We start from the raw sequence: 26,322 nt of genomic DNA, 5'->3' as shown, positions 1-26,322 counted from the left end.
ACGCCGCACACCATTCAGCAAGCGCTTACCCCGTAGTGAAGGAGTCCCAGTCATGGCCATCGCCGTGGCGAAACCATCCCGGCGGCGCGACCGGCGCCTCCCGTATCTGCTGATAGCCCCGGCAGCCTTGCTGATGCTCGGGTTCATCGCCTACCCGATGATCAGCGTTCTCTACTACAGCCTGCAGGACTACAACGTCACCAAGCCCTGGCGGAACGGCTTCGCCGGTTTCTCCAACTTCACCAGGATCTTCACCGACGACCCGCTGTTCTGGCAGAGCCTGGCCTTCAGCGCCCGATGGGTCGTCGTCGAGGTGGGTCTGCAACTCGCCCTCGGACTGGTGCTGGCACTGCTGGTCAACCAGACCTTCATCGGCCGGGGCATCGCCCGCGCCCTGGTCTTCTCACCCTGGGCGGTCTCCGGCGTTCTGACGACCACCATCTGGATGCTGCTCTACAACCCGTCCACCGGGTTCAGCCGCTATCTCGCCGACGCCGGGATCGGCACCTACGGCACCTCGGTGCTCTCCGACACCGGCACCGTGTTCTGGGCGGCGGTCCTCGCCGAACTCTGGCGCGGCGTCCCCTTCTTCGCGATCCTCATCCTCGCCGACCTCCAGTCCATCCCCAAGGAGCTGTACGAGGCGGCCTCGGTCGACGGCGCGAACCGGTACCGGAAGCTCCTCCACATCACCCTGCCGCACCTGAGGGACGCGATCGTCCTGTCGACGCTGCTGCGCGGGGTCTGGGAGTTCAACAACGTCGACCTCCTGTACACCCTCACCGGCGGCGGACCGGCCGGCCAGACCACCACGCTGCCGCTGTACGTCGCCAACACCGGAGTCGACGGACACGACTTCGGCTACGCGTCGGCGCTGACCACCGTCGCCTTCGTGATCCTCCTCTTCTGCTCGATCCTCTATCTGCGCCTGAGCAAGTTCGGAGGCGACCGCACATGACCGCCGCACTCGCGGAGAAGGGCATCCGAGCGGTGCCTCCCGCTGGTATCACTCCGCCGCGTACCGCCCGGCGGCGGCGCCGCGCGGTGGACGACGGCACGCCTCGCTGGCAGATCTATCTGCCGCTCGGCCTGTACCTGCTGTTCACGCTCGTCCCGTTCTACTGGATGCTGCTGTTCGCGGTGCGGCCGGCAGGGTCGACGTCGCTGGTGCCCTGGCCCGCCACGGGCGAGCACTTCGCGAAGGTGTGGAACGAGCGGTCGTTCGGCATGTACTTCCAGAACAGCATGCTGGTCGGTGTCGCCACCCTGATCACCACCACTGTGGTGGCGCTGTGCGGCGGCTACGCGCTCGCCCGCTTCCGGTTCCGGGGCAAGAGCGCCTTCATGCTGGGGCTGTTGTGTTCGCAGTTCATCCCCGGCGCGCTGATGCTCGTCCCGCTCTTCGAGATCTTCAGGAACCTGCAGCTGATCAACTCACTGTGGAGCGTGATCATCGCGGAGACCGTGTTCCAACTGCCGCTGTCCATCATCCTGATCAGCGGCTTCATCAAGAACGTACCCATGGCGCTGGAGGAGGCCGCCTGGGTGGACGGCTGCTCGCGCTTCCGGGGGTTCTGCGCGGTGGTGCTGCCGGTGCTGCGGCCCGGTCTGATCGCGGTCGGCTCCTTCGCGTTCGTCCACAGCTGGAACCACTTCCTGTTCGCGCTGATGTTCCTCAGCTCGCAGGACAAGCAGACGATCCCGGTCGGCCTCAACACCCTGATCGGCGCCGACAGCGTCGATCTCGGAGCGCTGGCCGCGGGCGGCGTCGTGGCCGCCGTGCCGGTCGTGATCGTCTTCGCCTTCATCCAGAAGTGGCTGATCACAGGCTTCAGCGCCGGCGCGGTCAAGGGGTGAACGGCATGCGGGCGATACCCGTCGTACTGGCCGGCGCGCACGGCCACGGGCACTGGCATCTGGACAACCTGCGCAGACTCACCGCCGCCGGGACCGTACGGCTGGCCGGGGTGTGCGACGTGCGGCCGCCGGAGAAGGACCGGCTGGCCGGTCTCGGCACTCCGGCGCAAGGAGCCGACCTGGGGGAGCTGATCGACCGGACGGGCGCCGTCGTCGCGATCGTCTGCACACCGATCCACACCCATGCCGACCTGGCACTGACCGCCGCCGCCCATGGCGCGCACGTGCTGCTGGAGAAGCCCCCGACGCCGTCGTACGCCGAGTACGAACGACTGGTCGCCGGTCTCGAAGCGAGTGGCAGGGCCTGCCAGGTCGGCTTCCAGTCGCTCGGTTCGCAGGGCGTGACCGCGGTGCGCGAACTGATCGCCGACGGCGCGATCGGCCGCGTACGGGGCATCGGAGCGGCAGGCAACTGGGTGCGTGACGAGCAGTACTTCGCACGTGCCGCCTGGTCGGGGCGCCGCACCCTACGGGGTGTCGACGTGGTCGACGGCGTGCTCACCAACCCGCTGGCGCACGCCGTGGCCACCGCACTGCGGCTGGACGGCAGTGATCGTGCCACAGATGTGGCCGCGATCGAGACCGAACTCTTCCGCGCCAACGACATCGAGTCCGATGACACCTCCTGCGTCCGGATCAGGACCGCGCGCGGTACCCGGGTCACCGTCGCCGCCACGCTGTGCGCCGAGACCGCCGCCGAACCGTACATCGCCGTGCACGGCACAAGGGGCCGCATCACCTTCTGGTACAAGCAGGACCGGGTGCTGCTGCAGCGTGCCTCCCGCGGCCCCGAGGAGCGCGTCTTCGCGCGTACCGACCTGCTGGAGAACCTGTTGGCCCACATCGCGCACAGCGAGGAACTGCTCGTCCCGCCGCGCGCCACGGGCGCTTTCATGAAGGTCGTCGAGGCGATCCGTACCGCCGCCGATCCGATGCCGGTCCCCGGCCGCCTGTGGCGTGCCGTTGCGGGGGAGCGCTCCCAGCGGCGTGTGGTCCCGGGTGTCGACGGCCTGGTCGAAGCCGCCGCGCAGAGGCTCGCGCTCTTCTCGGAACTCGGCGCGCCCTGGGCCGTATCGCAGCAGTCCCGGGAGGTGCGCTGCTGATGACACCTCCCCTCGTACTGCGGTGCGGCGGCCGCGTCGTCGGCCGCTATGTCCACCGGCCCGAACTGGAACAGGAGTTGTCCCCGCGCCCGTATCTGCACCCGGTCCGAACCCTGGGCGGAGTGGCGGTCACCGAGCTGATGCCCGAGGACCACCGTCACCATCTGGGGGTGAGCGTCGCGGTCCCGGACGTGGAAGGCCGCAACTTCTGGGGCGGCCGGACCTTCGTCCGCGGCCGGGGACCCACCGGGCTGGACAACCACGGTGTGCAGCGGCATGGCGGTTGGCTCCGGCGGACGGCCGCCGGCTTCGCCGAGGAACTGTCCTGGACGGCCGACGATCGTGAGCTGCTGTACGAGCGGCGCACCGTCGGCGTCCGGCAGATCGACGACACCGCCTGGGCACTCGACTTCGCCTTCATGCTCACCAACACCACCGGCCGTCCGCTGAGCATCGGCAGCCCGACCACCAACGGCCGGCCCGGCGCGGGATACGGCGGCTTCTTCTGGCGGGCACCGAAGAACGGCCGCCTCCCGCGGGTCTTCAGCGCGGATGCGGACGGTGAGGAGGCGGTGCACGGCCGCCCGGCCGACTGGCTCGCGCTCGCCGGCGACGACTGGACGCTGGTGTTCAGCGGACCGGATCCGTGGTTCGTGCGCACCGACGAGTACCCCGGCGTCGGCTCCTCGCTCGCCGCGCGGGAGCGGCTGACGATGCCGGCGGCGGCCACCGTCACCCGGCGCATCGTGACCGGTATCGCGGACGGGCGGCTCGGCCGTGACGAGGCCGCGGCTCTGGCCCGCGCGATGACCGGCTTCCCGCATCGATCTCTCCAAACCCAGCTCCCTGTAACCCGCCCCCTGAATTCCACAACCGCAGCCCACGACTGAATCCCACAACCGAAAGAGCCGCCATGTCAGAACCGACGAACCCACACCGCAGATCCCGTCTGATCGCCGCCACTGCGCTCATCGCCACCCTCGCACTCACCGCCACCGCGTGCGGCGACTCCGGCACCAAGTCCGGTGACGAGGGCAAGGGCCAGGGGAAGATCGTCTTCTGGGACAACAATGGTGGTGTGCGCACCGCCGTCTGGAAGCAGATCATCGCCGCTTTCGAGAAGAAGAACCCGGACATCAAGGTCGAGTACGTCGGCATCCCGATCGCCGATGTGCAGAAGAAGTACGACACCGCCATCGCGGGCGGTGGGCTGCCCGACGTGGGCGGCGTGGGCACGGCGTATCTGGCCAACATGGTCGCGCAGAACGCCCTGGAGCCGCTCACCGACCGGATCGACGGCAGCGCTCTGAAGGGCAAGCTCGTCACCGGCATGGTCACCAGCGTTCTGGCTGCCGGTGGCGATGCCAAGCAGCTCTATGAGGTGCCGACCTCCGCCAACCAGGGCACGCTGTGGTACCGCACGGATCTGTTCACCGCCGCCGGCCTGCAGCCGCCCACCACCTGGGCTGGTCTGTACGCGGCGGCGGACAAGCTGACGGACGTCGAGAGCAACAAGTTCGGCTTCACGTTGCGCGGTGGGAAGGGCTCGATCGCGCAGGCGCTGGAGATGATGTACGCCCAGTCGGGGATCGACACCTTCTGGAACGGCGACCGGACCACGGTCAACGACCCCAGGAACATCGCCGCGTTGGAGAAGTACGCCGGCCTGTACAAGAAGGCGACTCCCGAGGCCGATCTCAACAACGACTTCGTGAAGATGGTCGCCGAGTTCGACCAGGGCAGCATCGGGATGCTGCAGCACAACCTCGGTTCGTACACCGACCATGTGAAGGCGTTCGGGAAGGACAGGATCGACGGCATCCCGTTGCCGCCGTCCACCGACGGCGGGGTGCGGACGGTCGTGTCCAACCCGGTCGACGGGCTCGGGCTGTTCAAGTCAGGCACGAACAAGGCCGCCGCCTGGAAGTTCATCGAGTTCGCCGCCTCCGCCGAGATGAACAGCCTCTGGAACGAGTCGGCGGGCGCAATCCCGGCCAACACCGGCACCGCGGGGGACAAGTGGATCACTGACGCCAAGCCGACCAAAGCCGCGATGGACTCACCCAACGACCCCAAGACCAAGATCGTGCAGTTCCCCTACTACCTGCCGGACTGGAACAGCATCACCAAGGCCGACTCCGAGCCGGACTTCCAGAAGCTGCTGCTCGGCAAGACCTCGGCCAAGGACTTCGCCGACAAGCTCGCGGACAAGCTCAACGCCGCGCAGGCGGACTACAAGAAGCACAAGAGCTGACGTCCGCGGCGGGGCGGACGCTCCGACCGCCGCCCCGCAGCGGCCCCACCCCCTTCACCGCACCCGTTCACCGCACCTGGTCCTTCCACCCGTTCACTTCCTTTCAGCGGGAGCCGCAATGAGAAGAATGTGTCATGCCCATGTAATTGCCGCACTGATCGGCTGCGCCTCGCTGGCGCTGGCCGTGCCCGCGCAGGCCGCCCACCCCACGGCACCCGCCCGTGCCGTACTGCCCGCAGGGGACGGCTGGGCGTCCTCGGGCACCGGGACCACCGGCGGCGCGGTGGCCGACGCCGCCCACACGTTCACCGTCAGCACCCGCGCACAGCTCGCCGCCGCTCTCAACGGCGGCGACGCCACGCCCAAGATCATCCAGATCAAGGGCACCATCGACGGCAACACCGACGACGCCGGGCAGCCGCTGACCTGCGCGGACTACGCCACCGACGGCTACTCCCTCGACTCCTACCTCGCTGCGTACGACCCGGCCACCTGGGGCACCGGCACCCTGCCCGCCGGTGCGCAGGAGGACGCCCGCGGCGCCTCCGCCGCCCGTCAGGCCGCGCGGGTCGAGCTCGCGGTCGGCTCCAACACCACCATCGTGGGCCTCGGCAACCACGCCGGGCTGCTCGCCCTCGATCTTCAGATCAAGAACGCGGACAACGTCATCGTCCGCAATCTCACCTTCGAGGACGCCTTCGACTGCTTCCCCCAGTGGGACCCCACCGACGGCGCCACCGGCAACTGGAACTCCGAGTACGACAACCTCGTCGTCTACGGCGCCACCCACGTCTGGATCGACCACAACACGTTCACCGACGGCCGCCGCCCCGACGCCGCCCAGCCGTTCTACTTCGGACGGATCTACCAGCAGCACGACGGTGAACTCGACATCGTCAAAGGCGCCGACCTCGTCACCGCCTCCTGGAACGCCTTCACCGACCACGACAAGACGCTGCTCTTCGGCAACAGCGACAGCGCCGGTGCCACCGACGAAGGCAAGCTGCGCGTGACCCTTCACCACAACCTTCTCCAGGGCATCACCGAACGAGCGCCGCGGGTCCGCTTCGGACAGGTCGACGCCTACAACAACCACTACGTCGTAACGCCGGGCCAGGAATACGTCTACAGCCTCGGAGTCGGCTACCGGTCCCAACTCGTCGCGGAGGCCAACGCGTTCACGCTGCCCGGGTCGGTCGGCGCCGACCGGGTCATCGCGTACTGGAAGGGCACCGCGATGACGGAGGAGCACAACGCCGTCAACGGCAAGGAAACCGACCTCCTCGGCGCGTTCAACGCCAGCCACCCCACCACGGTCATCGCCGGTGACGCGGGCTGGACTCCCACCCTGCGCACCCGCGTCGACAGCCCCACCGCGGTTCCGCACCTCGTCGACTGCGGCGCGGGCGCAGGGCGGCTGTAGCGGGACAGCACTTTTGATCGCCGGGCGGGCCGACACGACCGGCCCCCCCGCGACCGACTATGCACCTGGCAAGGGCGGAGCATAGTCCAACGCTGCGTGTTTTCGCGGGAAATCATCTTACGTCCGCATCCGGCGCATCGCCGTGCGTAGTCTCACGGTCACCGCAGTGCGGCTGAGGTCCTCAACTGCCGCGAACCGAGAGGGAATCCGCGTGCCCGGAATCGATGAGTGCTTACTCGAAGCGATGGGTCTGCCCGGTGCACGGGGAGCCGCCGTCGTCGAGTGGACCACGGGACTGGCACTCGGCACTCTCGGTGTATCCCCCACGAACGACTACGAGACCACGGCGGTCGAGACGGCCGAACTGGCCCGGATGGCCGCCGAACACACCGCCTTCGCAACGGCTGGGAACCACGGGGACGCCGAGGCCGCCAAGGGATCGCCCGTCGAGGACGTCATCGTCACCACCCTCACCAGCTATCACCTGCTGCGCTTCGTCGACACCACCTTCGACAGCAGCGTGTTCTTCCATCTCTGGCTCGACCGCGACGAGGGGAATCTCGCCCTTGCCCGGATCCGGCTCCAGGGACTGGCCGAGCGTCTGGTGCTCGGATGAGAGCGCTGAACCCCTCGATGCTCGTCCGCATGGCCGGAGACCGGGCCACCGGTGCCCTGCTGCGGGAGACGGGCACGGTCTATCTTCTCGACGGAGAGGTCGTCCACGCCGAGAGTCCCGCCGCGCCGGGCGTCGACGTTCTGCTGCTCGCCCGCCGCCGGCTCTCATCGGCGGAGTGGCAGGAGACGATCGACCGGGCAGGGGCACGGTGCCGGGTCGGGCGCAGCCTCGTCGAGAGCAATCTGCTCACCAGCGGGGAGTTGGAGATCTGCCATCTCGGTGCGGTCTTCGACGCCGCGTTCTTCGCGCTCGCCCCCAGAACCGGCCCGACCCGCTTCCGCTACGGAGCCACCCACTGGTTCGGGCCCGTGCGCCCGCTGCGCGCCGAAGTCGTCGAGCGTGAGACCCGGCGGCGGCAGGAGCTGCTGGACCGGATCTGGCCGCACCCCGAGGTCGACAGCGCGCCCGTCGTCCGCGACCGGGCGGCCGACAACCCCGCGGTCACCCGGCGGCAGCGCGCCGTCCTCGATCTGGCGGACGGCATACGGACCCCGTTCGCGATGGCCCGGCTGCTGGGCCGTCCCGCCTTCCACACCCTCGTCGACGTGCGCCGGCTGGCCGCCGCCGGGCACCTGCGGACCCCCCGCAGAGCGGCGGCGGCCGAGCCTTCCCCCATCCCGGCCTGGGTCGCGGACCTGTCCGCGGACCCCGACATATCCCTGCTGCGCCGACTGCGTGACGCATTGGAGGCAACCCTGTGATCTTCCGGCCCGCCCATGAGGCACCGGCAACGCCGTCATGAGACGCGCAATGAGACAGCGCGCCGAGAGGAGACAGCTGATGGCGACGGAAGCCGATGTCCTGGAAGAGCTCCGAAGGTTACGGGCCCGCGTTCCGCATCTCACCGGCGTACTCGCGGCGAGTACCGACGGTCTGGTGCTGGCCCAGGACCTTGCCACCCCGGAGTCCGAGACCGTCGCGGCGCTCAGCGCGGCCGTGCTCTCGGTCGCCCTCCGCCTGGCGGACGGGACCGACCGGGGCGCGTTCCGGGAGCTGCTGGTCCGGGGTGAGCAGGGCTATGTCGCCACCTATGCGGCGGGCGTCTCCGTCGTTCTGACCGCATGGGCAGGGACGGACGCCAACGTGGGCCGACTCCATTTGGAGGCCCGCCGGTGCAGTGCCCGCATCGCCGAACTGACCGACGGCACGCTGATCCGGCCCGAGACCACCTGACCGCACCACCGTTCCGACGCGTCACCTACCGCACACCACCGAAAGACCGGAAGGAAGTACCCGCTCATGGCGAACATCGAGATCTGCCTCAAGGAAGCGACGACATCGATCGAGGGCACGCTGGGTGTCGCCCTCGTCGACTACACCAGCGGCATGGCACTGGGCACTCTGGGCGGCGGCAAGGACCTCGACCTGACGGTCGCCGCCGCCGGGAACACCGACGTGGTGCGCGCCAAGGTGCGCACCATGGAGATGCTCGGCCTCAAGGACGAGATCGAGGACATCCTCATCACCCTCGGCGGCCAGTACCACCTGATCCGGCTGATCAAGGGGCGCGGCAAGAACGGCCTCTTCCTCTACCTGGCCCTGGACAAGGGGCGGGCCAACCTGGCGATGGCCAGGCATCAACTCAAGAAGATCGAGGCCGAACTGGAGGTCTGACGCGGCTTGCGCACCGCCGGCCACGCGGCGGAGCCTGTGCAGGCTCGGCCGCGTGGCGACCATCAGGACGAGGTGACGCTGTAGCTGTTGGTGTTGAAGTTCAGGCCGCCGGAGGACGAGGTGATCTCGTAGCCGAACTGGACGTTGCCGAGGGTGATGTTGGAGAACCAACCCTTGGTGTTCTTGATCCAGTTGAGGATGGCGAGGATGTCGACCGTGCCGGAGCCGGTGTTGCCGGTGCGGACGAAGGAGAAGACCGCGTTGGAGCCGTTGCTGCCCTTGTAGACGGTCCAGGTGTGGCCGCCGAGCGTTATGTTGCCCTGGGAGGTCCCGAGGGGTCCGACCGCGCCGGTCCTGTTCATCCAGAGCATGATCTCGTAGGCGTTGGCGGAGTCCCACACGTCGTACGCGGTCTCGTACGCGCCAGTGCTCGGGACCGTGACGTTGAAGCTGCTCTTCACGCTGGAGAGCGAGGACAGCGGCTTCCCGACGTACTTGGTGACGTTGGGGTAGGACTTGATGCCGCCGGTGTTGGGATGGTTCGCCCAGACACCCCAGTTGCTGTACGAGTTGGCCCAGATGGTCTGGGCGCCGGCTCCGCCGCCCCAGACGTCGTTGTAGAGGGTGTAGCCACCGTTGGACCAGGTGGCCCACTGGTCGGAGGACGACCAGGTGGCGGCCCGGGCGGGCGCGGCGAGCAGGCCGAGGACGGCGAGGAACGCCAGGATCGGCGTCAGTAGCGTCGTCCTCAGGAACGGGCGCGCGGTTCTGCGCATGGGGGGACTCCCTTGCTGAGTGGGGGGTTGGTGGGGGGAACCCCGCCGAGGGGGAGGTTCAGGACCAGGTCCCGGTCGGCGGGGAGACGGTTGGGGTGCGGCCGGCCGTCGGCTCCGGTCTGCAGGCGCACCGTGAGGTCGGTGGCCGCCCGCAGGACGACCCGCAGCCGGCGGGCGGGCACCGACCAGGACAGCTCGGTGACGGTGACGCCGCAGCGGGTGCGGATGCCGCGCAGGGTGCCGGTGGGGAGGAAGACCGGCAGCGCGGGAAGGAGCACGAGGCGGTCGCGGGTCGAGTGCAGCAGCGCCTCGATGAGCACGGAGGGCAGGGTGTGCGCCGCGTCGGCGTTGTACACCGCGCGTCCCGGGTAATGCGAGCTCATCAGGCCGGCGTGGAAGAAGTCCTGGTCGAGCACGGAGAGCAGGGCGCCCGCCACGCGCTGTGCGTCCCCGAGCCGGGCCGCGACGAGCGCCGTGTGCAGGTGGCCGTGGGCGGAGTCGTTCTCGGCGCCTCGCAGTTCGAGGGCGCGGCGTGCCGCCCGGGCCAGTTCGGGGGTGTCGCACGGGTTGATCTCGTCGAGCGGCCACACGGGGTAGAGGTGGCTGATGTGCCGGTGGTCGTAGGCGTCTGGGGCACGCTCCGGATCGCCCGGCCAGGACCATTCCGCGAGTGCGCCGTCACGGTTGGTCCGGTAGGGCGGCAGCCGGTCGGCGAGCGCGGCGTGCGCGGGCTCACCGGTGGCTCGCAGAGCGTGCCGGGCGGCAGCGATATCCATGGTGGCGTTGGCCGTGACGGGGCTGTCGGCGCCGGCCGGGGTGTTCTCCGGGGAGTAGGAGGGGACGAGGACGAGCGCTCCGCCGGGGCCGGTGCGGGTCAGGAAGTCCTCGTAGAACGCGGCGGTCTCGGCGAGCAGCGGGGCGAGGACCTCGTGCGCGAAGAAGCGGTCGCCGGTGACGGCGGCGTGGTCCAGGAGTGGGTGCAGTAGCCAGTCGGCTCCGGCGGTCCACAGATGCAGCGGATAGGCGTCGGAGTAGTGGTAGGCGCGACCGGACAGGCCGTCGCTGTGGGCGGGGGCGACGATGCCACGCGTGCCGAAGAGGCGGGTCGCGTTGTCGCGCCAGTCGTCGAGCTGCGAGCGGATGAGTGCGGCCAGGGCGAGGGAGACCTCCGGCAGTGCCGCCACCGCGGCGGAGGACATCTGCAGATTGAGGTTGGCGTCGCAGGTGAACGCGCCCTGCCAGGCCGTCTCCCAGTCACCGGTCCAGATCCCGGTGAGGCGGGGCGGCAGCAGGCCCGAGGAGGACAGCAGATGGTGGCGGCCCGCGTCGAACAGCCGCTCCAGCAGCGCGAGTCGGTGTGCCACGGGATCGGCGAGCAGCGTCGAGGCGGGCAGCGCGCGATGCCCCTCCGGGGCGTCGAGATCGAGCTCCACGCGGTCGTACGGTTCCTGGTGGAGGGGCCGGTGGCGGGCGAACAGCGACTCAAAGGACCGCCGCGCCGCGGGCGCGCCGGGGGCGCTCCAGGGGGCGACGCGGGTGAGGAGGGTGAGCTCCGTGCAGCCTTCGGCGGACGTCGTGCCGCCCGACGTGCGCAGTGTGCCCGCGCGAGCGATGACCCGGGTCCAGCCGGAGTACCCGAGGTCGCTGTGCGGGTAGCGCACGGAGGTGGAGATCAGCGCCTCGGCCACCCGCTCTCCGCAGTCGGCGGCGGTGCTCTGCACGTGGAGCTCGTCAGGGGCTCCGGGCAGCCGTACGTCGTGGCGGATCTCCGCGGTGATCGTGCCGTACGGGGGCGGGGTGAGGCGATGGACGATCACGTCGTCGGCGCGCGAGACGAAGCATTCGGCGGTCCAGCGGCCGCCGTCCTGGGTCCAGGTGGTGCGGACGGTGCCGGTGCGGTAGTCGATCGCGCGGCGGTAGCCGGTGATTGGTGTGCGCGGTCGCCGGACGCGGACGGCGAAGGCGGGGTGGAAGGGGCGGACCCACTGCAGGGGCCGGTCGCCGACGGTGCGGTGGACGGCTTCGGCGGCGCGCCCCGCCAGGATGTCGTCGCGCAGTCGCTCCAGTCCGTCGGCCAGGTGCGGCGCGCGGCGGTCCTCGGCGCCGTTGGGCCGGACGAGCAGGTGGTGGTTGACGACCACCTGCTCGTCGGCCGGGTCGCCGTGCACCATCGCACCGTGCCGTCCGTTGCCGGTGAGGAAGGCGTCCTCCCAGCGGGCGGCGGGGAGCGGATCCCAGTTGCCGCGCCGGCGGATCGCGGTCACGATCCGGCCCGCCGCAGGACGGCGACGCCGTAACGGTCGAGGTGGATCTCGTCCGTGAGGTCGCGGCCGGTGAGCAGGTCGGTGTGGGCGCCCGGGACGGGCACCGTGGCCGGGTGCCGCCCGTGGTTGAGGAGGAAGAGCAGGTCGCCGCGGTGTACGGCCTCCACTGCTGTGGGGAGGGCAGGCAGTGGGGGCCTTACACCGGGCTCGTCGGCGGCGCGGGTGAGGAGGGCCCGCAGCGCCGCGGGTTCGGGGAGGACCGACACGTACCAGGCGGTGCCGTCTCCGTAGGGGTGGCGGGTCACGGCGGGGCGGCCGTCCAGGACGCCGCCTTTGTGGACGGCCACCGGGTGCGCGGTGGAGACTTCGAGGTCTTCCGACCAGAGCGTGCCGAGGAAGGTGCCCAGGGCGGCGTCCTCGAGGGTGACCGTCTCCCCGTCGTCGAGCGGCCACCATTCGTGGACCGCGGCCAGGCCGAGGAGTTCGCGCAGCCGGACGTCCACGCCGCCGGCACGGATGCGGTCGTCCTGGTCGGCGACTCCGGTGAAGAAGCCGCAGACCAGGGTGCCGCCCCCGCGGACGTAGCCGGCCAGGTTGTCCAGGGCGGCATCGGTGAGCAGGTAGAGGTGGGGGACGAGCAGGAGCGGGTAGTGGCTCAGATCCGTCTCGGGGTGGGCGAAGTCGGTGGTGATTCCGCTCTCCCACAGCGCCTGGTGCCAGGAGCGCAGGACCTGCTCGTAGTCGAGACGGGTGGAGGGGCGGCCGGGCTGCTGGCCGGCCCACCAGGCGTTCCAGTCGTGCAGGATCGCGGCCTGCGACTCGACGCGGCCGCCCACGGCGGCCGCCAGCCGGACCAGGTCCGCGCCGAGGCCCTTGACCTCCTGGAAGGTGCGGCCGCCCGCACCGGTGTGCGTGAGCATCCCGGAGTGGAACTTCTCGCTGCCCTGGCGGGACTGCCGCCACTGGAAGAAGCACACGGCGTCGGCGCCGCGCGCGACGGCCTGCAGCGACCACAGCCGCATCAGGCCGGGCGGTTTGGGATGGTTTACCCCCCGCCAGTTGACCGGGCCCGCCGCCTGTTCCATGAGCATCCACGGGCCGTCGGCCTGCGAGCGGGTCAGGTCCTGGACCATCGCGCCGTACGCACCGCCGTGCGGGTCCTTGGGATCCGGGTAGATGTCGACCGAGACGACGTCCTCGCGGCTCGCCCAGGTCCAGCCGTCCTGGCCGATCCACATCGGCATGAAATTGGTGGTGACCGGTACCCCGGGGCTGTGCCGGGCGACGATGTCCCGTTCTGCGGTGAAGCACTCCAGCAGCGCGTCGGAGGTGAAGCGGCGGAAGTCCAGGCCCTGGGTCGGGTTGACGATGTACTGGACCTTGCGCGGCGGGACGATCTCCTCCCAGGAGTCATAGCGCTGGCTCCAGAAGGCGGTGCCCCAGGCTTCGTTGAGGGCTTCCAGCGATCCGTAACGCGCGCTCAGCCAGCGGCGGAAGTGGCGGGCGGTCTCGTCGCACCAGCAACTGGTGCAGTACTCGTTGTTGATGTGCCACATCCGCAGTGCCGGGTGATCGCGGTAGCGCTCGGCGAGGTCCTCGGTGATCCGGCGGGCGCAGTCGCGGTAGACGGGCGAGCTCGCGCAGAACTGGTTGCGCGACCCGTACCAGATCACCGAGCCGTCCTCGGAGCGGGGCAGCGTCTCGGGGTGACGGGCACCCATCCAGGGCGGCGGCGAGGCGGTGGGGGTGGCCAGCACCGCGCCGATGCCGTTCGCGTCCAGCAGGTCCAGCACGCGGTCGAGCCAGCTGAAGTCGCGTGCTCCCGGGCGGGGTTCGAGTCGCGCCCAGGAGAAGACCCCGACGGTCGCGGTGTTGACCCCCGCGTCACGCATCAGGCGGACGTCCTCCTGCCACACCTCTTCGGGCCATTGCTCGGGGTTGTAGTCGCCGCCGAACAGGATCCGGCCGCGGGCGGCGTCGTTCAGATCGGGCATGGAGGACACTCGCTTCGTCGGGAGGTCAGAGGGCGTCTGCGTACTGGATGCCGCGGCCGTTGGTGCCGAGGTAGACACGGCCGTGGATACGGGGGTCGCCGGTGATCGTCTGTCCGGTCCAGCCCCACTGGTGGGCGTCATCGTTGATCCGCAGCCAGCTGGCGCCCGCGTCGTCGGAGCGGAAGACACCCGTGACCCCGTTGATCCGGGCGACGTGGAAGAGCGCCGGATATCCCCGCGGGGTGAGGGACCTGCCGAATCCGAGGGTGTAGGAGGCCTCCACGCCCGGGACGCGCACGAAGGTGGCGCCGCCGTCGGTGGACCGCAGCAGACCGCTGTCCTTGGCCGACAGCCACAGATCGCCGCAGCGTCCGGGAGCGGCGCCGATGCGGTACTGGGTGTCGCCGGCGGGCAGTCCGGTGGCGGCGGCTGTGAAGACCGCGCTGGCGTCCGTGGAGACGAACAGCGTCCCGGAGCCGGTGTCGTAGGCGTAGCAGCGGGCCGGGTCGACGGGGTCGGCCACCGGGGTGGCGCCCTGGGGGAAGGTGCCCACCTCGGTCCAGTGGGCGCCGTCGTCGGTGGAACGCTGCGTCGGATAGGTGGTGCCGCTCCAGTGGATCAGCGACCACAGCAGCGTGCGGCCGTCGGCGCTGACGCAGACGGGGCCGGGCGCGTTCGCGGCCTGCTCGGGCTGGGCGGCGAAAGGCGTCCAACTGCGGCCGCCGTCCTCGGAGTAGGCGCCGTTCCGGGTCGACGACCAGCCGGTGCGGACCACGTACGAGGGCTTGAGCGCCGCCTGGTCCAGGCCGGTGGTTGAGCCGAAGACGGGGCCGGTGTACATGCCGGCGGCGGGGGAGAAGTCGAGGGAGTCGTGGTAGAAGCCGCCGATGTCGCCGAGAGCGGACAGCAGGTGGGCGGCTCCGGTAGGAGGGGAGATGAGCTTGGTGACGGCGGTCTCCTCCAGCCCGCGGATCTGCGGGGCCCAATGGACCAGGTCGCGGGTGCCGAACACGGTGGCGCCGGTGCCGTAGACGACGTGGCGGGAGTCGTGCGGGTCGATGCCGACGGTCTGGATCCACCACCCGAACTTCGGCGCGGCCTCGCCCCACCGGAGATACGGTGTTCCGGTTACGCCGAGGACGGCGGTGTCCTTGAGCGAAGTCCAGGTCAGACCGCCGTCGGTGGTGCGGAACAGGGTGTCGACCGAACCCCAGCGGTTGTTGGTGGAAGCGATCACCGTGCCGGGGCGGCGGGCGTCGGCGGCCAGGCCCGCATAGCCGAACCGGTCTCCCTCGGCGGGCTGCACCGGAGTGATGTCGCGCCAGGTGCCCGCGGCGGTGTCGAGCCTCCACACCGAGCCGTCGGCCATGCCGTTGGGCCCGGGAGCGTCGGCGTAGGTGACGTACAGAATGCCGCAGGAGTGGACAGCGCGCTGTGGGGTACGGACGTTGGCCCCGGTGGGCTGACCGGGTACGGCTTCCCAGGTCATGCCGTCGGTCGTCCGGTACAGCGCGCTGCCTCCGTCGCCCCAGCCCGCGTAGAGGACGCGTCCGGCCGCGGCGAGGAAGGTGACGCCCTGCCCGGTGGCGGAGGGCGCGCCGGGGAAGGCTTCGGCGCGGGCCCAGCTCGCGCCGCGGTCGGACGACTTCCACAGTCCGTCGTGCCGGGTCCCCAGCCACAGCACACTGCTGTTCCGCGGGTCGACGAGGAGGCGTTCGCCCGTTCCCCGCCCGTCCTCGTTGGCGCCGAGCCGCACCGTGAGATCCGTGCGCGACCAGGTGGCGCCCCGGTCGTCGGACCGCAGTACGGCGCCGGGGGAGGCCCATGACTGCGCATAGGTACCGACCGCCAGGTACAGGCGGTCGGGGTGCGACGGGTCGACGGCCATCGCTTCGACGCCGAGGAGGTTCCAGTCGTCCCAGCCCAGCGAGTCGTTCAGCGCGGTCCACCGCGCGGTGCGCTCCTCCCACCGGTAGGCGCCGCCGATGTCGGTGCGGGCGTAGGCGAGGCCGCGCACGGCCGGGTGGAACAGCACGCCGGTCACGAAGCCGGCGCCGCCGATGGCCACGGTGCGCCAGCGGTGGGGCCGTGCCGGGTGTGTGTCGGGCTGCGCGGCACGGGCCGGGACCGCGGGCAGGGCGGCGGCGGCCGCACCGGCGGCCGATCCGAGCAGCACACCGCGTCGGCTGGGCAGGGGCATGACGAAGACCTCACTGTGCTGGGGGAGTGAGCGGAGGGTCGGACGGGGCGTCAGCCCTTGACGGCGCCGATGAGCATGCCCTTGTGGAAGTGCTTCTGGACGAACGGCGAGAGCACGGCGACGGGGACCAGCGCCAGTACCATCACCGCCATCTGCACCGACAGGCTGGAGATCGCGCCGCTGCTGACCGCCTGTCCCATGGCGCCGGGCGGGACTTCCTGCTTCAGCACGATCTGCCGCAGGATCATCTGCAACGGGTACTTCTCGCTGTCGTTGATGTAGATGCTGGCGTTGAACCACTGGCTCCAGTAGCCGACCGCGTAGAAGAGCGAGACGACGGCGATCACCGCTCGGGACAGCGGCATGATGATCCGGAACAGGATCCGCCACTCGCCGGCCCCGTCGATGCGGGCGCTGTCGATGAGTTCCGGTGCCACGCCCATGAAGAAGGAGCGTAGGACCAGGATGTTGAAGACGCTGATCGCGCTGGGCAGGATCATCGACCAGTAGCTGTCCTGGAGTCCGATACCTGTCACCAGCAGGTAGGTGGGGATCAGTCCGGCGCCGAAGAACATGGTCAGCATCAGCGTCATCAGGATCGGGCGGTGGGCGAAGGAGCCGGTACGGGACAGCCCGTAGGCGCACAGAATGGAGACCGCCATGCTGAACGCCGTGCCGACCAGCGTGACCACGATGCTGACCAGGGCGGCGCGGGTGACGATCCCGCCGCTCAGCAGTTCGGTGTACGACCGGAAGGTGATCGTCTTGGGCCAGAGCACCAGGCCGCCGGCCTCAGTGATGGTCCTGCTGTCGGACAGGCTGGTGACGACCACCACCCACAGCGGCGCCAGGATGGACAGGCAGACGACGACGAGGGAGAGCCCCTTGATCCCCTGGCCGATCGCGCTGGGTTGCTCCTCCCACACCGGTCGTCCGCCGGTCCTGTCGATCTTCTCCAGGGGCGTGGCGCCCCGGCTGTCCGGGTCGGTGAGTATGGCGGTCATTTCTTGGAGTACACCCCCTGCTCGCCCAGCAAGTGGGCGGCCCGGTTGGCGAGCAGCACGAGGAGCACGCTGAACACGCCCTTGAAGATTCCGGCGGCGGCCGCGTAGCCGAAGTCGCCGGTCTTGATGCCCGTCCACCAGACGTAGGTGTCGAGGATCTCCGAGGCACCGGGTCCGACCGCGTCCCGCTGGAGGAGGATCTGCTCGAAGCCCGCGTTGAGCGAGTCGCCGACGCGCAGCACCAGCAGCAGTGCGATCACCGGGCGCAGCGCGGGCAGCGTGATGTGCCACATGCGGCGCCAGCGGTTGGCGCCGTCGACGGCGGCGGCCTCGTACAGGTCCGGGTTGACGGCGCTCAGCGCGGCGAGGAAGACGATCACGCCCCAGCCCGCGTCCTTCCAGACCGCCTGCCAGGTCACGAGGAACTTGAACAGCCCCGGGTTCGTCATCAGGTCGAAGCCGTCCACGCCGTGCTGCCGCAGGTGCTGGGCGATGAGTCCGGCGCCGCCGAACATCTGCTGGAAGACGGTGATGACCAGCACCCAGGAGAAGAAGTGCGGCAGGTACACGATCCCCTGAACCCAGGCGCGGACGCGGTCGTTGAAGACGCTGTTAAGCAGCAGGGCCAGCGCGATGGGGATCGGGAAGAAGAGGATCAGCTGGGTGAAGGTGATGCTGAGGGTGTTGCCGATCACCTCCCAGAAGCGGTAGTCCTCGAAGAGCCGCTGGAGGTTCTCGAAGCCGACGAAGGGGCTGCCGGTGATGCCGGCGCCGTAGACGTCGTACTCCTGGAACGCCACCACGTTGCCGAGCAGCGGCACGTAGTTGAAGATCAGCAGCAGGACGACGGCCGGCACCGTCATCAGCAGCAGGGTGCGGTCGCGCCGGAAGCGCTGCCGGCGGGTGATGCCGGGGGCGGGCGGCTTCGGCGTCGGAGCCGCCGCCGGGGCGGCGTGCTCCTGCCGGGCCGTGCCGTCGGTGCCGGGGTGCCGGGGCAGCCCCGCGGCGACACGGACCCTCGTCCTCACGCCCCGCTGCCGTTCTTGTCGAGGATGTCCTGGTAGAAGGCGCGCAACTGCTCGCCGCCGCTCTTCTTCCAGGTGCTGACGGCGTCCTCGACGGCGCTGACGGGCTTGCGGCCGCGCCGGATGTCCTTCTGCAGGTCGTCGAAGCCCGTGTAGAGGGAGGCGTAGCGGGTGGGTTCGACGACCTGCATGCCGTAGAACATCGGCTTCTTCAGATGGGGTGCCTGGCGTGCCATCCAGCCCGCGTAGTCCTTGACCATCTGCGGCTGGTCGGGGTGCGCGATGGAGGGCGGCGGGGCGGCGAGGAAGTAGAGCGTGGCGGGCTGGGCCTCCTGGACGCCCTGGTCGGTGAAGGCCGGGGCGCCGTCCTTGAGGTGGTAGTGCGTGCCCTCGACGCCGTAGTTGACGAGCTGGAACTCCTTCGAGCCGAACGGGGCGGCCGCGTAGTCGGCTATCGCGAGCAGTTCCTCGATCTTCTCCTTGGGGAGGTTCTTGTTGAGGAAGCTGAAGATCCCGGCCTGGTCGTCCTGCCACAGCAGCGGGGTACCGCCGTCGGCCGCGAAGTAGTCCAGCGCCTGCATGTCGAACTTCGGGTTCTGCTTGGACTGTTCCGAGACCATGCCGTACCAGCCGCCGGTGCCGTCCTGGTACATGACGGTCTGGCCGGAGGTGAAGCGGATCTTCGCGTCGCCGTCCTTGCCCGCGTCGGCGTCGGGGTGGACCAGTTTCTGGTCGTGGAGCTTGCGGGCGAAGGCGAGCGCTTCGCGGTACTCCTGGGTCTCTATCTTGTGGACGAGCTTGCCGTCCTTGAGCTGCCAGTAGTGCGGCGCGTCCGGGAGGACGCCGTAGAGCTTCTGGATGCATGTCCACAGGTCGTCGAAGGCCCACCGCTTGTTCTTCGCGTCGGTGACCGACTTGCCGAAGGAGACGATCTCGTCCGCCGTCTTCGGCAGCGCCACGCCGGCGGCGTCGACGAGGTCCTTGCGGTAGAAGATCGCGTTGCCGAGCACGCCGCCGGAGTTGGGCAGGCCGCGCAGTTTGCCGCCGAAGACCGCCATCTGCCAGGCGCCGGTGGGGATGGCCGCGAGGTTCGGGTACTTCTTGACGGCGTCACCGGACAGGTACGGGCCCAGATCGGCGAACCTGTTCTCGATGGCGTTGCGGATCTGGCCCTGCATGTTCCAGCCGGGGATGGTGACCAGGTCGGGGATGCCGCTCGACGCGAGCACCGCGCCGATCTTCTCCTGGTAGGTGGTGCCGTCCAGCGGGTCGAACTCCACCGTGGCTCCGAGCGCTTCGTCGACCGCCTTGTAGTAGGCGTTGTCCTTCTTCGGGACGGTCCCCCAGATCGGGGTCATCGCCTTGAAGGTGCTTCCCTTGCCGGGTTTGGCCTTGACCGAGACGACCAGCGGGTCGGGGAGCTTGGTGAAGCCGGGGCTCGAGCCGTTCACGCCGGGGACGTCCGGGGCGACCAGCGTCGAGGGTACGTAGGCGGGCAGCACCTTCTTCAGCGCGTCGCCGGTGGCGACGCTTCCCTTGTTGCTCGTGCTCTTCGAGGACGAGCACGCGGTGAACAGGGGGCCGCCCGCGGTGATCGCGGCTACGGCTATCGCGCCGGTGAGGAAGGTTCTCCGGCTGGGAGTGGCTGGTTCGGCCGGAGCCGGGGCCTGGGAGTTCGGCATTGCGTCAACCCTTCGTGGCGGCACCAGGACACGTGGCGGAGCACGCCGGCCGGCATCTCAATGGGGTCTGGCAGAAGATGGGGAACCATCGGTCGAAGCGCTTCGATGTTGCGATGAGGTTAAGTGTGTGTGGCGGGCCGCGCAAGAGTCCGCAGTGCGCGGAATCGCCGACCGCACCGGCAAGGGACTGGGGACTTTGGGCCGTTACCGTCGTATGCCTTGACAGTGCCGACCCCTCACACCAGCATCGAAGCGCTTCGAAGCCCATAGTCGTTCCGCGCCTGTTCCACTCGAAGGGGCCTGTGTGACCACCGACGACCTGCCGTTCCGCGATCCGCGACTCCCCCTGGCCGACAGGGTCGAGGACCTGATCGGACGGCTCACACCCGACGAGCGGATCGCGATGCTGCACCAGTTCGCCCCCGCGGTGCCGCGGCTGGGCCTGGACGCCTTCCGTACCGGACAGGAAGCGCTGCACGGCGTCGCCTGGAGCGGCCCGGCCACCGTGTTCCCCCAGGCCGTCGGTCTCGGTGCGAGCTGGGACGCGGAGCTGGTGCGCGCGGTCGGGGAGGCCGTCGGCACCGAGGTGCGGGCGATGCGCTCGCGCGACTCCCGCGTGGGGCTCAACGTCTGGGCGCCGACTGTCAACCTGCTGCGGGACCCGCGATGGGGCCGCAACGAGGAGGGGTACTCGGAGGACCCGCGACTCACCTCCGATCTCGCCACCGCCTACACCTCCGGGCTGCGGGGCGACGACCCGGTCCACTGGCGCACCGCGCCGGTCCTCAAGCACTGGCTGGCGCACAACAACGAGACCGCCCGCGACACCACTTCCTCCTCCGTGCGCCCCCGCGTGCTGCACGAATACGACCTGCCCGCCTTCCGCGGACCCATCGAGGCGGGCACCGTCGCCGGAGTGATGCCCGCGTACAACCTGGTCAACGGCCGCCCGAACCACGTCTCCCCGCTGCTCGACGAGCAGCTGCGCCGGTGGACCGGCCAGGATCTCATCGTCTGCTCTGATGCCGGCGCCCCGTCGAACCTGGTCGACTCCGAGCACTACTTCGACTCGCACGAGGAGGCGACGGCCGCCGCGCTGCGCGCCGGAGTGGACAGCTTCACCGACCACGACCAGGACTCGTCGAAGATCACCGACAGGCTGAACGGTGCGCTGCGGCGCGGCCTGATCGACCAGAAGGACATCGACACCGCGGTACGCCGGCTGCTGGCCCTGCGCGTCCGGCTCGGTGAGTTCGACCCGGACCGGGGTCCGTACGCGGCCACCGACCTGAGCTCCTACGACACCCCTGCCCATCGCGCGCTCGCGCTGCGGGCGGCGGAGGCCGACGTGGTGCTGCTCAAGAACGACGGGCTGCTGCCGCTGGACGGGAGCGGTACGCGAACGGTCGCGGTGGTCGGCCCGCTCGCCGACGAGGTGAAGACGGACTGGTACAGCGGCAGCCTGATCCGGCGCGCCTCGCTGGTGGACGCGTTGCGCGAGCGCCTGGGCGCCGACCGGGTGATCTTCGCCGAGGGCGCGGACCGGGTCCGGTTGCGGACGGCCGACGGCTGGGTGCAGGTGCCGGAGCCCGCCGCGGACGTCGCCTCCCGCGCGGGCGAGGCCTCCCTGAACCCGGCACACCTCACCGGCCGCACGGACCTGCCCCCCGTGCGCCTTGGCGACCGGCCCACCGAACTGACCCTGACGGAGTGGGGCGAGGGCCTGCTGACGCTGCGGGCGCCCTCCGGCCGCCACCTGACCGTTGCCGAGGACGGCTGTGTGCGCGCCGCCGCCGACCAGCCCGGCGGCTGGATCGTGCAGGAGACGTTCAGGCTGGAGCAGCACGGCGACGCTCACCTCCTCGAACACCCGGGTACGGGCCGGTACATCCAAGTCACCGCCGACGGGCTGAAGGTTGCCGACCAGGGCACCGCGTTCACAGTGGAGATCACCGGGCGCGGCCTGGAGGAGGTGGCGCACGCCGCTGGCGCCGCCGACACCGTGATCGTCGTGGCGGGCAACGACCCGCACATCAACGGCCGTGAGACCGAGGACCGCCGGACGCTGGCCCTGCCGGAGCGGCAGGACGCCCTCTGGCGCGCCGCCCACGCCGCCAACCCGCGCACGGTCCTGGCCCTGACCTCCAGCTACCCCTACGCCGTCGCTGAGGCCGATGCCGCGCTTCCCGCGCTGCTGTGGACCGCGCACGGCGGCCAGTCGGCGGGCACCGCCCTCGCCCGCGTGCTGTTCGGCGACGTCTCCCCGTCCGGACGCCTGCCCCAGACCTGGTACGCCGCCGACGAGCACCTGCCGGACCTGCTCGACTACGACATCATCAGCGCGGGCGCCACCTACCTCTACTTCCGGGGAACGCCCCTCTACCCCTTCGGCCACGGGCTGTCGTACGCGTCCTTCGACTACCGCGAACTGGACCTGTCACTCGAGGGCGACATGGTCTCCGGCACGCTCACGGTCACCAACACCGGCCGTACCGCCGGCACCGAGACCGTCCAGCTGTACGCCGGGGCGCCCGACACCGGGGTGCGGCGGCCCGCCCGCAGCCTCATCGGGTACGGCCGGCTGTCCCTGCCGCCCGGTGAGTCCGGCACCCTCGCCTTCACCGTGCCGCTCGACCGGCTCGGCTTCTGGGACGTGGCCCACGGGCTGTGGACCGTCGGCCCGGGCGCGTACGAGATCCAGGCCGGCGCGTCCAGTGCCGACATCCGCGTGACGCGCATCCTCACGGTCGGTGGCGAGCCACCCGCCCCGCGCCAGGTGCGCGGGCGCGGCCTCGCGGGCGCGGACTTCGACGAGCAGGGCGGCGTGGTGCTGGTCGATCGGTCGAAGGAGCGCGGCGACGCGGTCACTCCGGGCGGTACGGAGCCGGGCTGGCTGCTCTTCCGCGGCTGCGACTTCGGCAGGGAGGGGCCGGACACGGTGGTGGTGCGGGTCTCCCGGGAAGAGGCCGCTCCGAGCGGGGCATCGCTCGAACTGCGCCTGGGCGACGGCACGGCGCTGGCGACCGTCGACGTGCCGGTGACCGGCAGTCGTTACGCCTACGCGGACGTGCGGGTACCGCTCGACGCCGTTCCGGCAGGCGTCCACGACCTGCACCTGAGTCTGCGCGGCCCGGTACGCCTGGACCGGCTGGACTTCTCCCGCTGATCCAGCTGATCCCGCTGATCCCGCGGACGCGAGAACGCCCCCGGCCCGACCGCCGGGGGCGCTGCGCTGCGGCCCTACGGGCGAATCGGGAGCTCCGCCCCGTCCCGCAGGAAGAGCGGAATGCGTTCCAGGGGTGCGGGCACCGTCACGGACCGCCCGCCCTCGTACGCGTCGCCGGTCCAGGCATCGGTCCACCGCGCGCCGCGCGGGAGGTACACGGTGCGCTCGCGCGCACCCGCCTCCAGCACGGGGGCGACCAGCAGGTCGGGACCGAGGAGGAAGGCGTCACCGACGCCCCAGGCCGTCTCGTCCTCGGGGAATTCCAGGAACAGCGGGCGCATCGGCGGGACGCCGTCCTCGTGCGCGGTGCGCATCTGCGCCAGCAGGTACGGCTTGAGGCGCTCACGCAACCGCAGGTAGCCGGTGAGGATCCCGTACGCCTCCTCGCCGTACGACCAGACCTCGTTGGGGCCGCCGGTCATGTCGGGTCCGAGCGGCATGCCGGGGTCGCGGAAGCCGTGCAGCCGGAAGAGCGGGCTGAAGGCGCCGTACTGGAACCAGCGCACCAGCACCTCCCGGTAGGCGCCGTCGTCCGGGTCGCCGCCGTGGAAGCCGCCGATGTCAGTGTTCCACCAGGGGATGCCGGACAGCGCGACATGCAGTCCGGCCGTCACCTGGTCGCGCAGTGTGGGGAAGTCGGTGCCGATGTCGCCCGACCACAGGGCGGCGCCGTAGCGCTGGCTGCCGGCCCACGCGGAACGGTTGAGGGTCACCACCTCCTCGTCCCCGGCCGCGAGCAGGCCCTCGTGGAAGGTGCGGGAGTTCTCGCGCGGATACAGGTTGCCGACCTCCAGGCCGGGGCCCGCGTGGTAGCGGAGGTTGGCGGCGTGTCCGGGCTTGAGCTCGGGCTCGCAGGCGTCCAGCCAGAACGCCTTGATGCCGTAAGGGGTGAGGTAGTTGTCCTTGATCCGCTGCCACACGTATGCACGGGCATGCGGATTGGTGGCGTCGTAGAAGGCCACCTGGACCGGCTCCGCGACCTGTTTGTCCGGCCAGTCGGCATGCGCCATCGGACCGTACTCGGTGCCGATGAAGTGCCCGGCCTGCTCCATCGGCTGGTGGGTCTCGCTGAGCGGCGAGACGGACGGCCAGACGGAGACGGCCAGCTGCACGCCCATCTCGGCGAGTTCGCGGGTCATCGCGGCGGGGTCCGGCCACTCGGCGGGGTCGAACTTCCACTCGCCCAGGTGCGTCCAGTGGAAGAAGTCGCAGACGATCACGGCGAGCGGCAGGCCGCGCCGCCGGTACTCGCGGGCGACGCCGAGCAGTTCGTCCTGGGTGCGGTAACGCAGTTTGCACTGCCAGAAACCGGCGGCCCATTCGGGGAGCATCGGGGTGCGGCCGGTGACCGCGGTGTAGCGGCGCTGCGCGGCGGCCGGATCTCCCGCCGTGATCCAGTAGTCGGTCTGCCGTGCGCTGTCGGCGACCCAGCGGGTGCCGGTGGCGGCCAGTTCGACGCGGCCGATCGCCGGATTGTTCCACAGGAAGGTGTATCCCCGGCTGGAGGTGAGGACGGGGATCGTCACCTCGGAGTTGCGCTGCACCAGGTCGATGACGGCGCCCTTCTGGTCGAGCAGGCCGTGCTGGTGCTGGCCCAGCCCGTACAACCGCTCACCGTCGTAGGCGCGGAAGCGCTGCTCGATGCGGTGGTAGCCGTTGCCGGTCGCGGTGCGCAGCCGCGGTCCTGGCCACCAGAAGTGCGCCCGCTCCTCGGCGAGGAGTTCCTCGCCGCTGTCGGTGCGCAGGAAGCGCAGCATGCCCTCCGCGTCGACGGTCGCGGTGATCGCGCCGTTGACCAGCAGTGCGTGGCCGTCCTCGATCTTGATAGCCACGGACGGGGCGGACGGCGGCTCGTCCAGGAGGGCTCCGGGCAGATCGTCGAGCAGCGGGCCGCCGAGCCGGGCCCGTACCCTTATCGCGTCCGGGCCCCAGGCTTCGACGCGCAGTGTCTCCTGGCGTCCGGTCCACTCCAGGCCGCCCGCGCGTTCGCTGAACGTGCCGGCCGTGGGTGAGGACTGGGCGAGGGACACGGCGGGCGGAGTCTGACTCACGGTGGGGTCTCCTTCAGAGCGCGAGGGATCTCAGGGCGTGCGGCATCGCGGTCCGGCGCCGTGGGCTGCGGGACCCGGGAGGAGAGTGGAAGATCTCAGACGGCGGGTGCGGGCCCGGTGCTGCCGCGCACGGTGAGCTGCGGCGGGAGCAGCGTGAGCGGTCGCGGCTCGCGGCCCTCCAGCTTGCCCATCACCAGCTCGACGGCCCGGCGCCCCATGTCCTGGGCGGGGATGGCCACCGACGTGAGCCGTACGGAAGCCTGCTCGGCGACCTGGTCGGGACAGATCGCGATCACCGACACGTCCTCGGGGACCGCCCGGCCCTGCTGCTGGAGCAGGCTGAGCAGGGGGCCGACGGACGACTCGTTCTGCACCACGAGGGCGCTGGTGCGGGGCCGCTCCTCGAAGATGCGCGACAGGACCCCGGCGGTGGACTCGTAGCTGCCGTCGCAGGGGCGGTGGATGAGCCGCAGGTCCCGCTCACGGGCGCGCCGGCGCAACCCCTCCATCGTGCGCTCGGCGAATCCGGTGTGCCGCTGGTAGACCGCGGGAGCCTCGCCGATCACCGCGATGTCGCGGTACCCGAGGTCGGCGAGATGATCCCCGCACAGTTCTCCGGTGGCGGTGAAGTCCAGGTCGACGCAGGTCAGTCCGGAGGGATCGGCCGGCAGCCCGATCAGGACCGACGGGTGGACCGAATCCCGCAGCAGCGGGACGCGTTCGTCCTCCAGCTCGACATCCATCACGATCATGGCGTCCGCCAGCCCGCTCCCGATCACCCGTCGCACGGCGGCGGGGCCCTCCTCGCCGGTCAGCAGCAGCACGTCATGGCCGTACTGACGTGCCGTGGTGGCCACGGCGATGGCGATCTCCATCATCACCGGCACGTACATGTCCGTCCGCAGCGGCACCATGAGCGCCACGATGTGCGACCGGTTGCTGGCGAGCGCCCTGGCTCCCGCGTTGGGGTGGTAGCCGAGTTCCTGGATGCTGCGCTCGACGCGGTCGCGGGTCCCCTCCGAGATCGAGCGCTTGCCGCTGAGAACGTACGACACCGTGCTGGCGGAGACACCGGCGTGCCGGGCGACCTCGGCGAGCGTGGCCATGGAGGGT

The 26,322-nt window shown here is 70.3% G+C and carries 20 protein-coding genes; 11 read left to right on the top strand and 9 right to left on the bottom strand.

Annotation, left to right across the window (positions count from 1 at the left end; translation table 11 throughout):
• Nucleotides 1-52 precede the first annotated feature (52 nt).
• From O3W51_RS03935 to O3W51_RS03890, 10 genes are all read left to right on the top strand, one after another.
• Nucleotides 53-958, top strand: coding sequence for a carbohydrate ABC transporter permease (locus O3W51_RS03935; RefSeq protein ID WP_198357838.1), 906 nt, complete (start codon nt 53-55; stop codon nt 956-958).
• The gene (locus O3W51_RS03930) at nt 955-1,857 is read left to right on the top strand and encodes a carbohydrate ABC transporter permease (RefSeq protein WP_138351588.1); all 903 of its coding nucleotides are present in this window, start codon (nt 955-957) and stop codon (nt 1,855-1,857) included. Before O3W51_RS03935 ends, O3W51_RS03930 begins: the two co-directional genes overlap by 4 nt.
• A gap of 5 nt (nt 1,858-1,862) precedes the next feature.
• Nucleotides 1,863-3,020, top strand: coding sequence for a Gfo/Idh/MocA family protein (locus O3W51_RS03925; RefSeq protein WP_198357837.1), 1,158 nt, complete (start codon nt 1,863-1,865; stop codon nt 3,018-3,020).
• Complete coding sequence (locus O3W51_RS03920) at nt 3,020-3,910, top strand: PmoA family protein (protein WP_198357836.1); 891 nt, start codon at nt 3,020-3,022, stop codon at nt 3,908-3,910. Before O3W51_RS03925 ends, O3W51_RS03920 begins: the two co-directional genes overlap by 1 nt.
• Before the next feature lie 23 nt (nt 3,911-3,933).
• On the top strand, nt 3,934-5,274 hold the full coding sequence (locus tag O3W51_RS03915; protein WP_198357835.1) for an ABC transporter substrate-binding protein: 1,341 nt from the start codon (nt 3,934-3,936) through the stop codon (nt 5,272-5,274).
• 118 nt (nt 5,275-5,392) lie between these two features.
• Nucleotides 5,393-6,697, top strand: a complete 1,305-nt coding sequence (locus O3W51_RS03910; protein ID WP_269283778.1) for a pectate lyase family protein — start codon at nt 5,393-5,395, stop codon at nt 6,695-6,697.
• Between the two features lie 211 nt (nt 6,698-6,908).
• Nucleotides 6,909-7,313 carry a hypothetical protein gene (locus O3W51_RS03905; RefSeq protein ID WP_138351592.1) on the top strand — a complete coding sequence of 135 codons (405 nt, stop codon included), beginning with the start codon at nt 6,909-6,911 and terminating at the stop codon, nt 7,311-7,313.
• Entirely contained in the window at nt 7,310-8,074 is a 765-nt protein-coding gene (locus O3W51_RS03900; protein ID WP_138351593.1) for a transcriptional regulator, read from the top strand. Before O3W51_RS03905 ends, O3W51_RS03900 begins: the two co-directional genes overlap by 4 nt.
• A gap of 37 nt (nt 8,075-8,111) precedes the next feature.
• Entirely contained in the window at nt 8,112-8,546 is a 435-nt protein-coding gene (locus tag O3W51_RS03895; protein ID WP_138351594.1) for a roadblock/LC7 domain-containing protein, read from the top strand.
• A 66-nt stretch (nt 8,547-8,612) separates the two neighbouring features.
• Nucleotides 8,613-8,987 carry a hypothetical protein gene (locus O3W51_RS03890; protein WP_138351595.1) on the top strand — a complete coding sequence of 125 codons (375 nt, stop codon included), beginning with the start codon at nt 8,613-8,615 and terminating at the stop codon, nt 8,985-8,987.
• Between the two features lie 62 nt (nt 8,988-9,049).
• On the opposite strand, the gene O3W51_RS03885 is transcribed toward O3W51_RS03890, so the two are convergent.
• The 7 genes from O3W51_RS03885 to O3W51_RS03855 are packed head-to-tail and all read right to left on the bottom strand — an operon-like array spanning nt 9,050 to nt 19,932.
• Nucleotides 9,050-9,763, bottom strand: coding sequence for a glycoside hydrolase family 12 protein (locus O3W51_RS03885; RefSeq protein ID WP_269283774.1), 714 nt, complete (start codon nt 9,761-9,763; stop codon nt 9,050-9,052).
• Nucleotides 9,736-12,027: a glycosyl hydrolase family 95 catalytic domain-containing protein gene (locus tag O3W51_RS03880; protein WP_269283772.1), complete on the bottom strand. Its 2,292-nt coding sequence runs from the start codon at nt 12,025-12,027 to the stop codon at nt 9,736-9,738. The genes O3W51_RS03885 and O3W51_RS03880 overlap by 28 nt, the downstream gene beginning before the upstream one ends.
• Nucleotides 12,024-14,021: a beta-galactosidase gene (locus O3W51_RS03875; protein ID WP_138354568.1), complete on the bottom strand. Its 1,998-nt coding sequence runs from the start codon at nt 14,019-14,021 to the stop codon at nt 12,024-12,026. Before O3W51_RS03875 ends, O3W51_RS03880 begins: the two co-directional genes overlap by 4 nt.
• Nucleotides 14,022-14,046: 25 nt before the next feature.
• Nucleotides 14,047-16,221: a WD40/YVTN/BNR-like repeat-containing protein gene (locus tag O3W51_RS03870; RefSeq protein WP_269283769.1), complete on the bottom strand. Its 2,175-nt coding sequence runs from the start codon at nt 16,219-16,221 to the stop codon at nt 14,047-14,049.
• 50 nt (nt 16,222-16,271) lie between these two features.
• The gene (locus tag O3W51_RS03865) at nt 16,272-17,225 is read right to left on the bottom strand and encodes a carbohydrate ABC transporter permease (protein WP_198357831.1); all 954 of its coding nucleotides are present in this window, start codon (nt 17,223-17,225) and stop codon (nt 16,272-16,274) included.
• Nucleotides 17,222-18,253 carry an ABC transporter permease gene (locus O3W51_RS03860; RefSeq protein ID WP_269283767.1) on the bottom strand — a complete coding sequence of 344 codons (1,032 nt, stop codon included), beginning with the start codon at nt 18,251-18,253 and terminating at the stop codon, nt 17,222-17,224. Before O3W51_RS03860 ends, O3W51_RS03865 begins: the two co-directional genes overlap by 4 nt.
• Entirely contained in the window at nt 18,250-19,932 is a 1,683-nt protein-coding gene (locus O3W51_RS03855) for an extracellular solute-binding protein (RefSeq protein WP_232485351.1), read from the bottom strand. The genes O3W51_RS03860 and O3W51_RS03855 overlap by 4 nt, the downstream gene beginning before the upstream one ends.
• Nucleotides 19,933-20,236: 304 nt before the next feature.
• Here O3W51_RS03855 and O3W51_RS03850 point away from each other — a divergent pair, with 304 nt between their 5' ends.
• Nucleotides 20,237-23,098, top strand: a complete 2,862-nt coding sequence (locus O3W51_RS03850) for a glycoside hydrolase family 3 C-terminal domain-containing protein (RefSeq protein ID WP_269283765.1) — start codon at nt 20,237-20,239, stop codon at nt 23,096-23,098.
• Between the two features lie 74 nt (nt 23,099-23,172).
• Here O3W51_RS03850 and O3W51_RS03845 read toward each other — a convergent pair whose 3' ends face one another.
• Nucleotides 23,173-25,209: a glycoside hydrolase family 31 protein gene (locus O3W51_RS03845; protein ID WP_198357830.1), complete on the bottom strand. Its 2,037-nt coding sequence runs from the start codon at nt 25,207-25,209 to the stop codon at nt 23,173-23,175.
• A gap of 95 nt (nt 25,210-25,304) precedes the next feature.
• Nucleotides 25,305-26,315 (bottom strand): LacI family DNA-binding transcriptional regulator, encoded by a 1,011-nt coding sequence (locus O3W51_RS03840; protein ID WP_138354573.1) that lies wholly within the window; start codon nt 26,313-26,315, stop codon nt 25,305-25,307.
• Between the last annotated feature and the right edge of the window lie 7 nt (nt 26,316-26,322).

Source organism: Streptomyces sp. H39-C1 (assembly GCF_027158125.1).
Classification (GTDB): Bacteria; Actinomycetota; Actinomycetes; order Streptomycetales; family Streptomycetaceae; genus Actinacidiphila; species Actinacidiphila fildesensis.
This window is presented reverse-complemented; position numbering and strand designations above follow the sequence as displayed.

Coding starts and splice junctions, on each gene's coding strand:
- O3W51_RS03935 (WP_198357838.1), top strand. CDS start 53: ATGGCCATCGCCGTGGCGAAACCATCCCGGCGGCGCGACCGGCGCCTC.
- O3W51_RS03910 (WP_269283778.1), top strand. CDS start 5,393: ATGAGAAGAATGTGTCATGCCCATGTAATTGCCGCACTGATCGGCTGC.
- O3W51_RS03890 (WP_138351595.1), top strand. CDS start 8,613: ATGGCGAACATCGAGATCTGCCTCAAGGAAGCGACGACATCGATCGAG.
- O3W51_RS03925 (WP_198357837.1), top strand. CDS start 1,863: ATGCGGGCGATACCCGTCGTACTGGCCGGCGCGCACGGCCACGGGCAC.
- O3W51_RS03875 (WP_138354568.1), bottom strand. CDS start 14,021: ATGCCCGATCTGAACGACGCCGCCCGCGGCCGGATCCTGTTCGGCGGC.
- O3W51_RS03930 (WP_138351588.1), top strand. CDS start 955: ATGACCGCCGCACTCGCGGAGAAGGGCATCCGAGCGGTGCCTCCCGCT.
- O3W51_RS03920 (WP_198357836.1), top strand. CDS start 3,020: ATGACACCTCCCCTCGTACTGCGGTGCGGCGGCCGCGTCGTCGGCCGC.
- O3W51_RS03870 (WP_269283769.1), bottom strand. CDS start 16,221: ATGCCCCTGCCCAGCCGACGCGGTGTGCTGCTCGGATCGGCCGCCGGT.
- O3W51_RS03840 (WP_138354573.1), bottom strand. CDS start 26,315: ATGGCCACGCTCGCCGAGGTCGCCCGGCACGCCGGTGTCTCCGCCAGC.
- O3W51_RS03895 (WP_138351594.1), top strand. CDS start 8,112: ATGAGACGCGCAATGAGACAGCGCGCCGAGAGGAGACAGCTGATGGCG.
- O3W51_RS03855 (WP_232485351.1), bottom strand. CDS start 19,932: ATGCCGAACTCCCAGGCCCCGGCTCCGGCCGAACCAGCCACTCCCAGC.
- O3W51_RS03900 (WP_138351593.1), top strand. CDS start 7,310: ATGAGAGCGCTGAACCCCTCGATGCTCGTCCGCATGGCCGGAGACCGG.
- O3W51_RS03885 (WP_269283774.1), bottom strand. CDS start 9,763: ATGCGCAGAACCGCGCGCCCGTTCCTGAGGACGACGCTACTGACGCCG.
- O3W51_RS03865 (WP_198357831.1), bottom strand. CDS start 17,225: ATGACCGCCATACTCACCGACCCGGACAGCCGGGGCGCCACGCCCCTG.
- O3W51_RS03915 (WP_198357835.1), top strand. CDS start 3,934: ATGTCAGAACCGACGAACCCACACCGCAGATCCCGTCTGATCGCCGCC.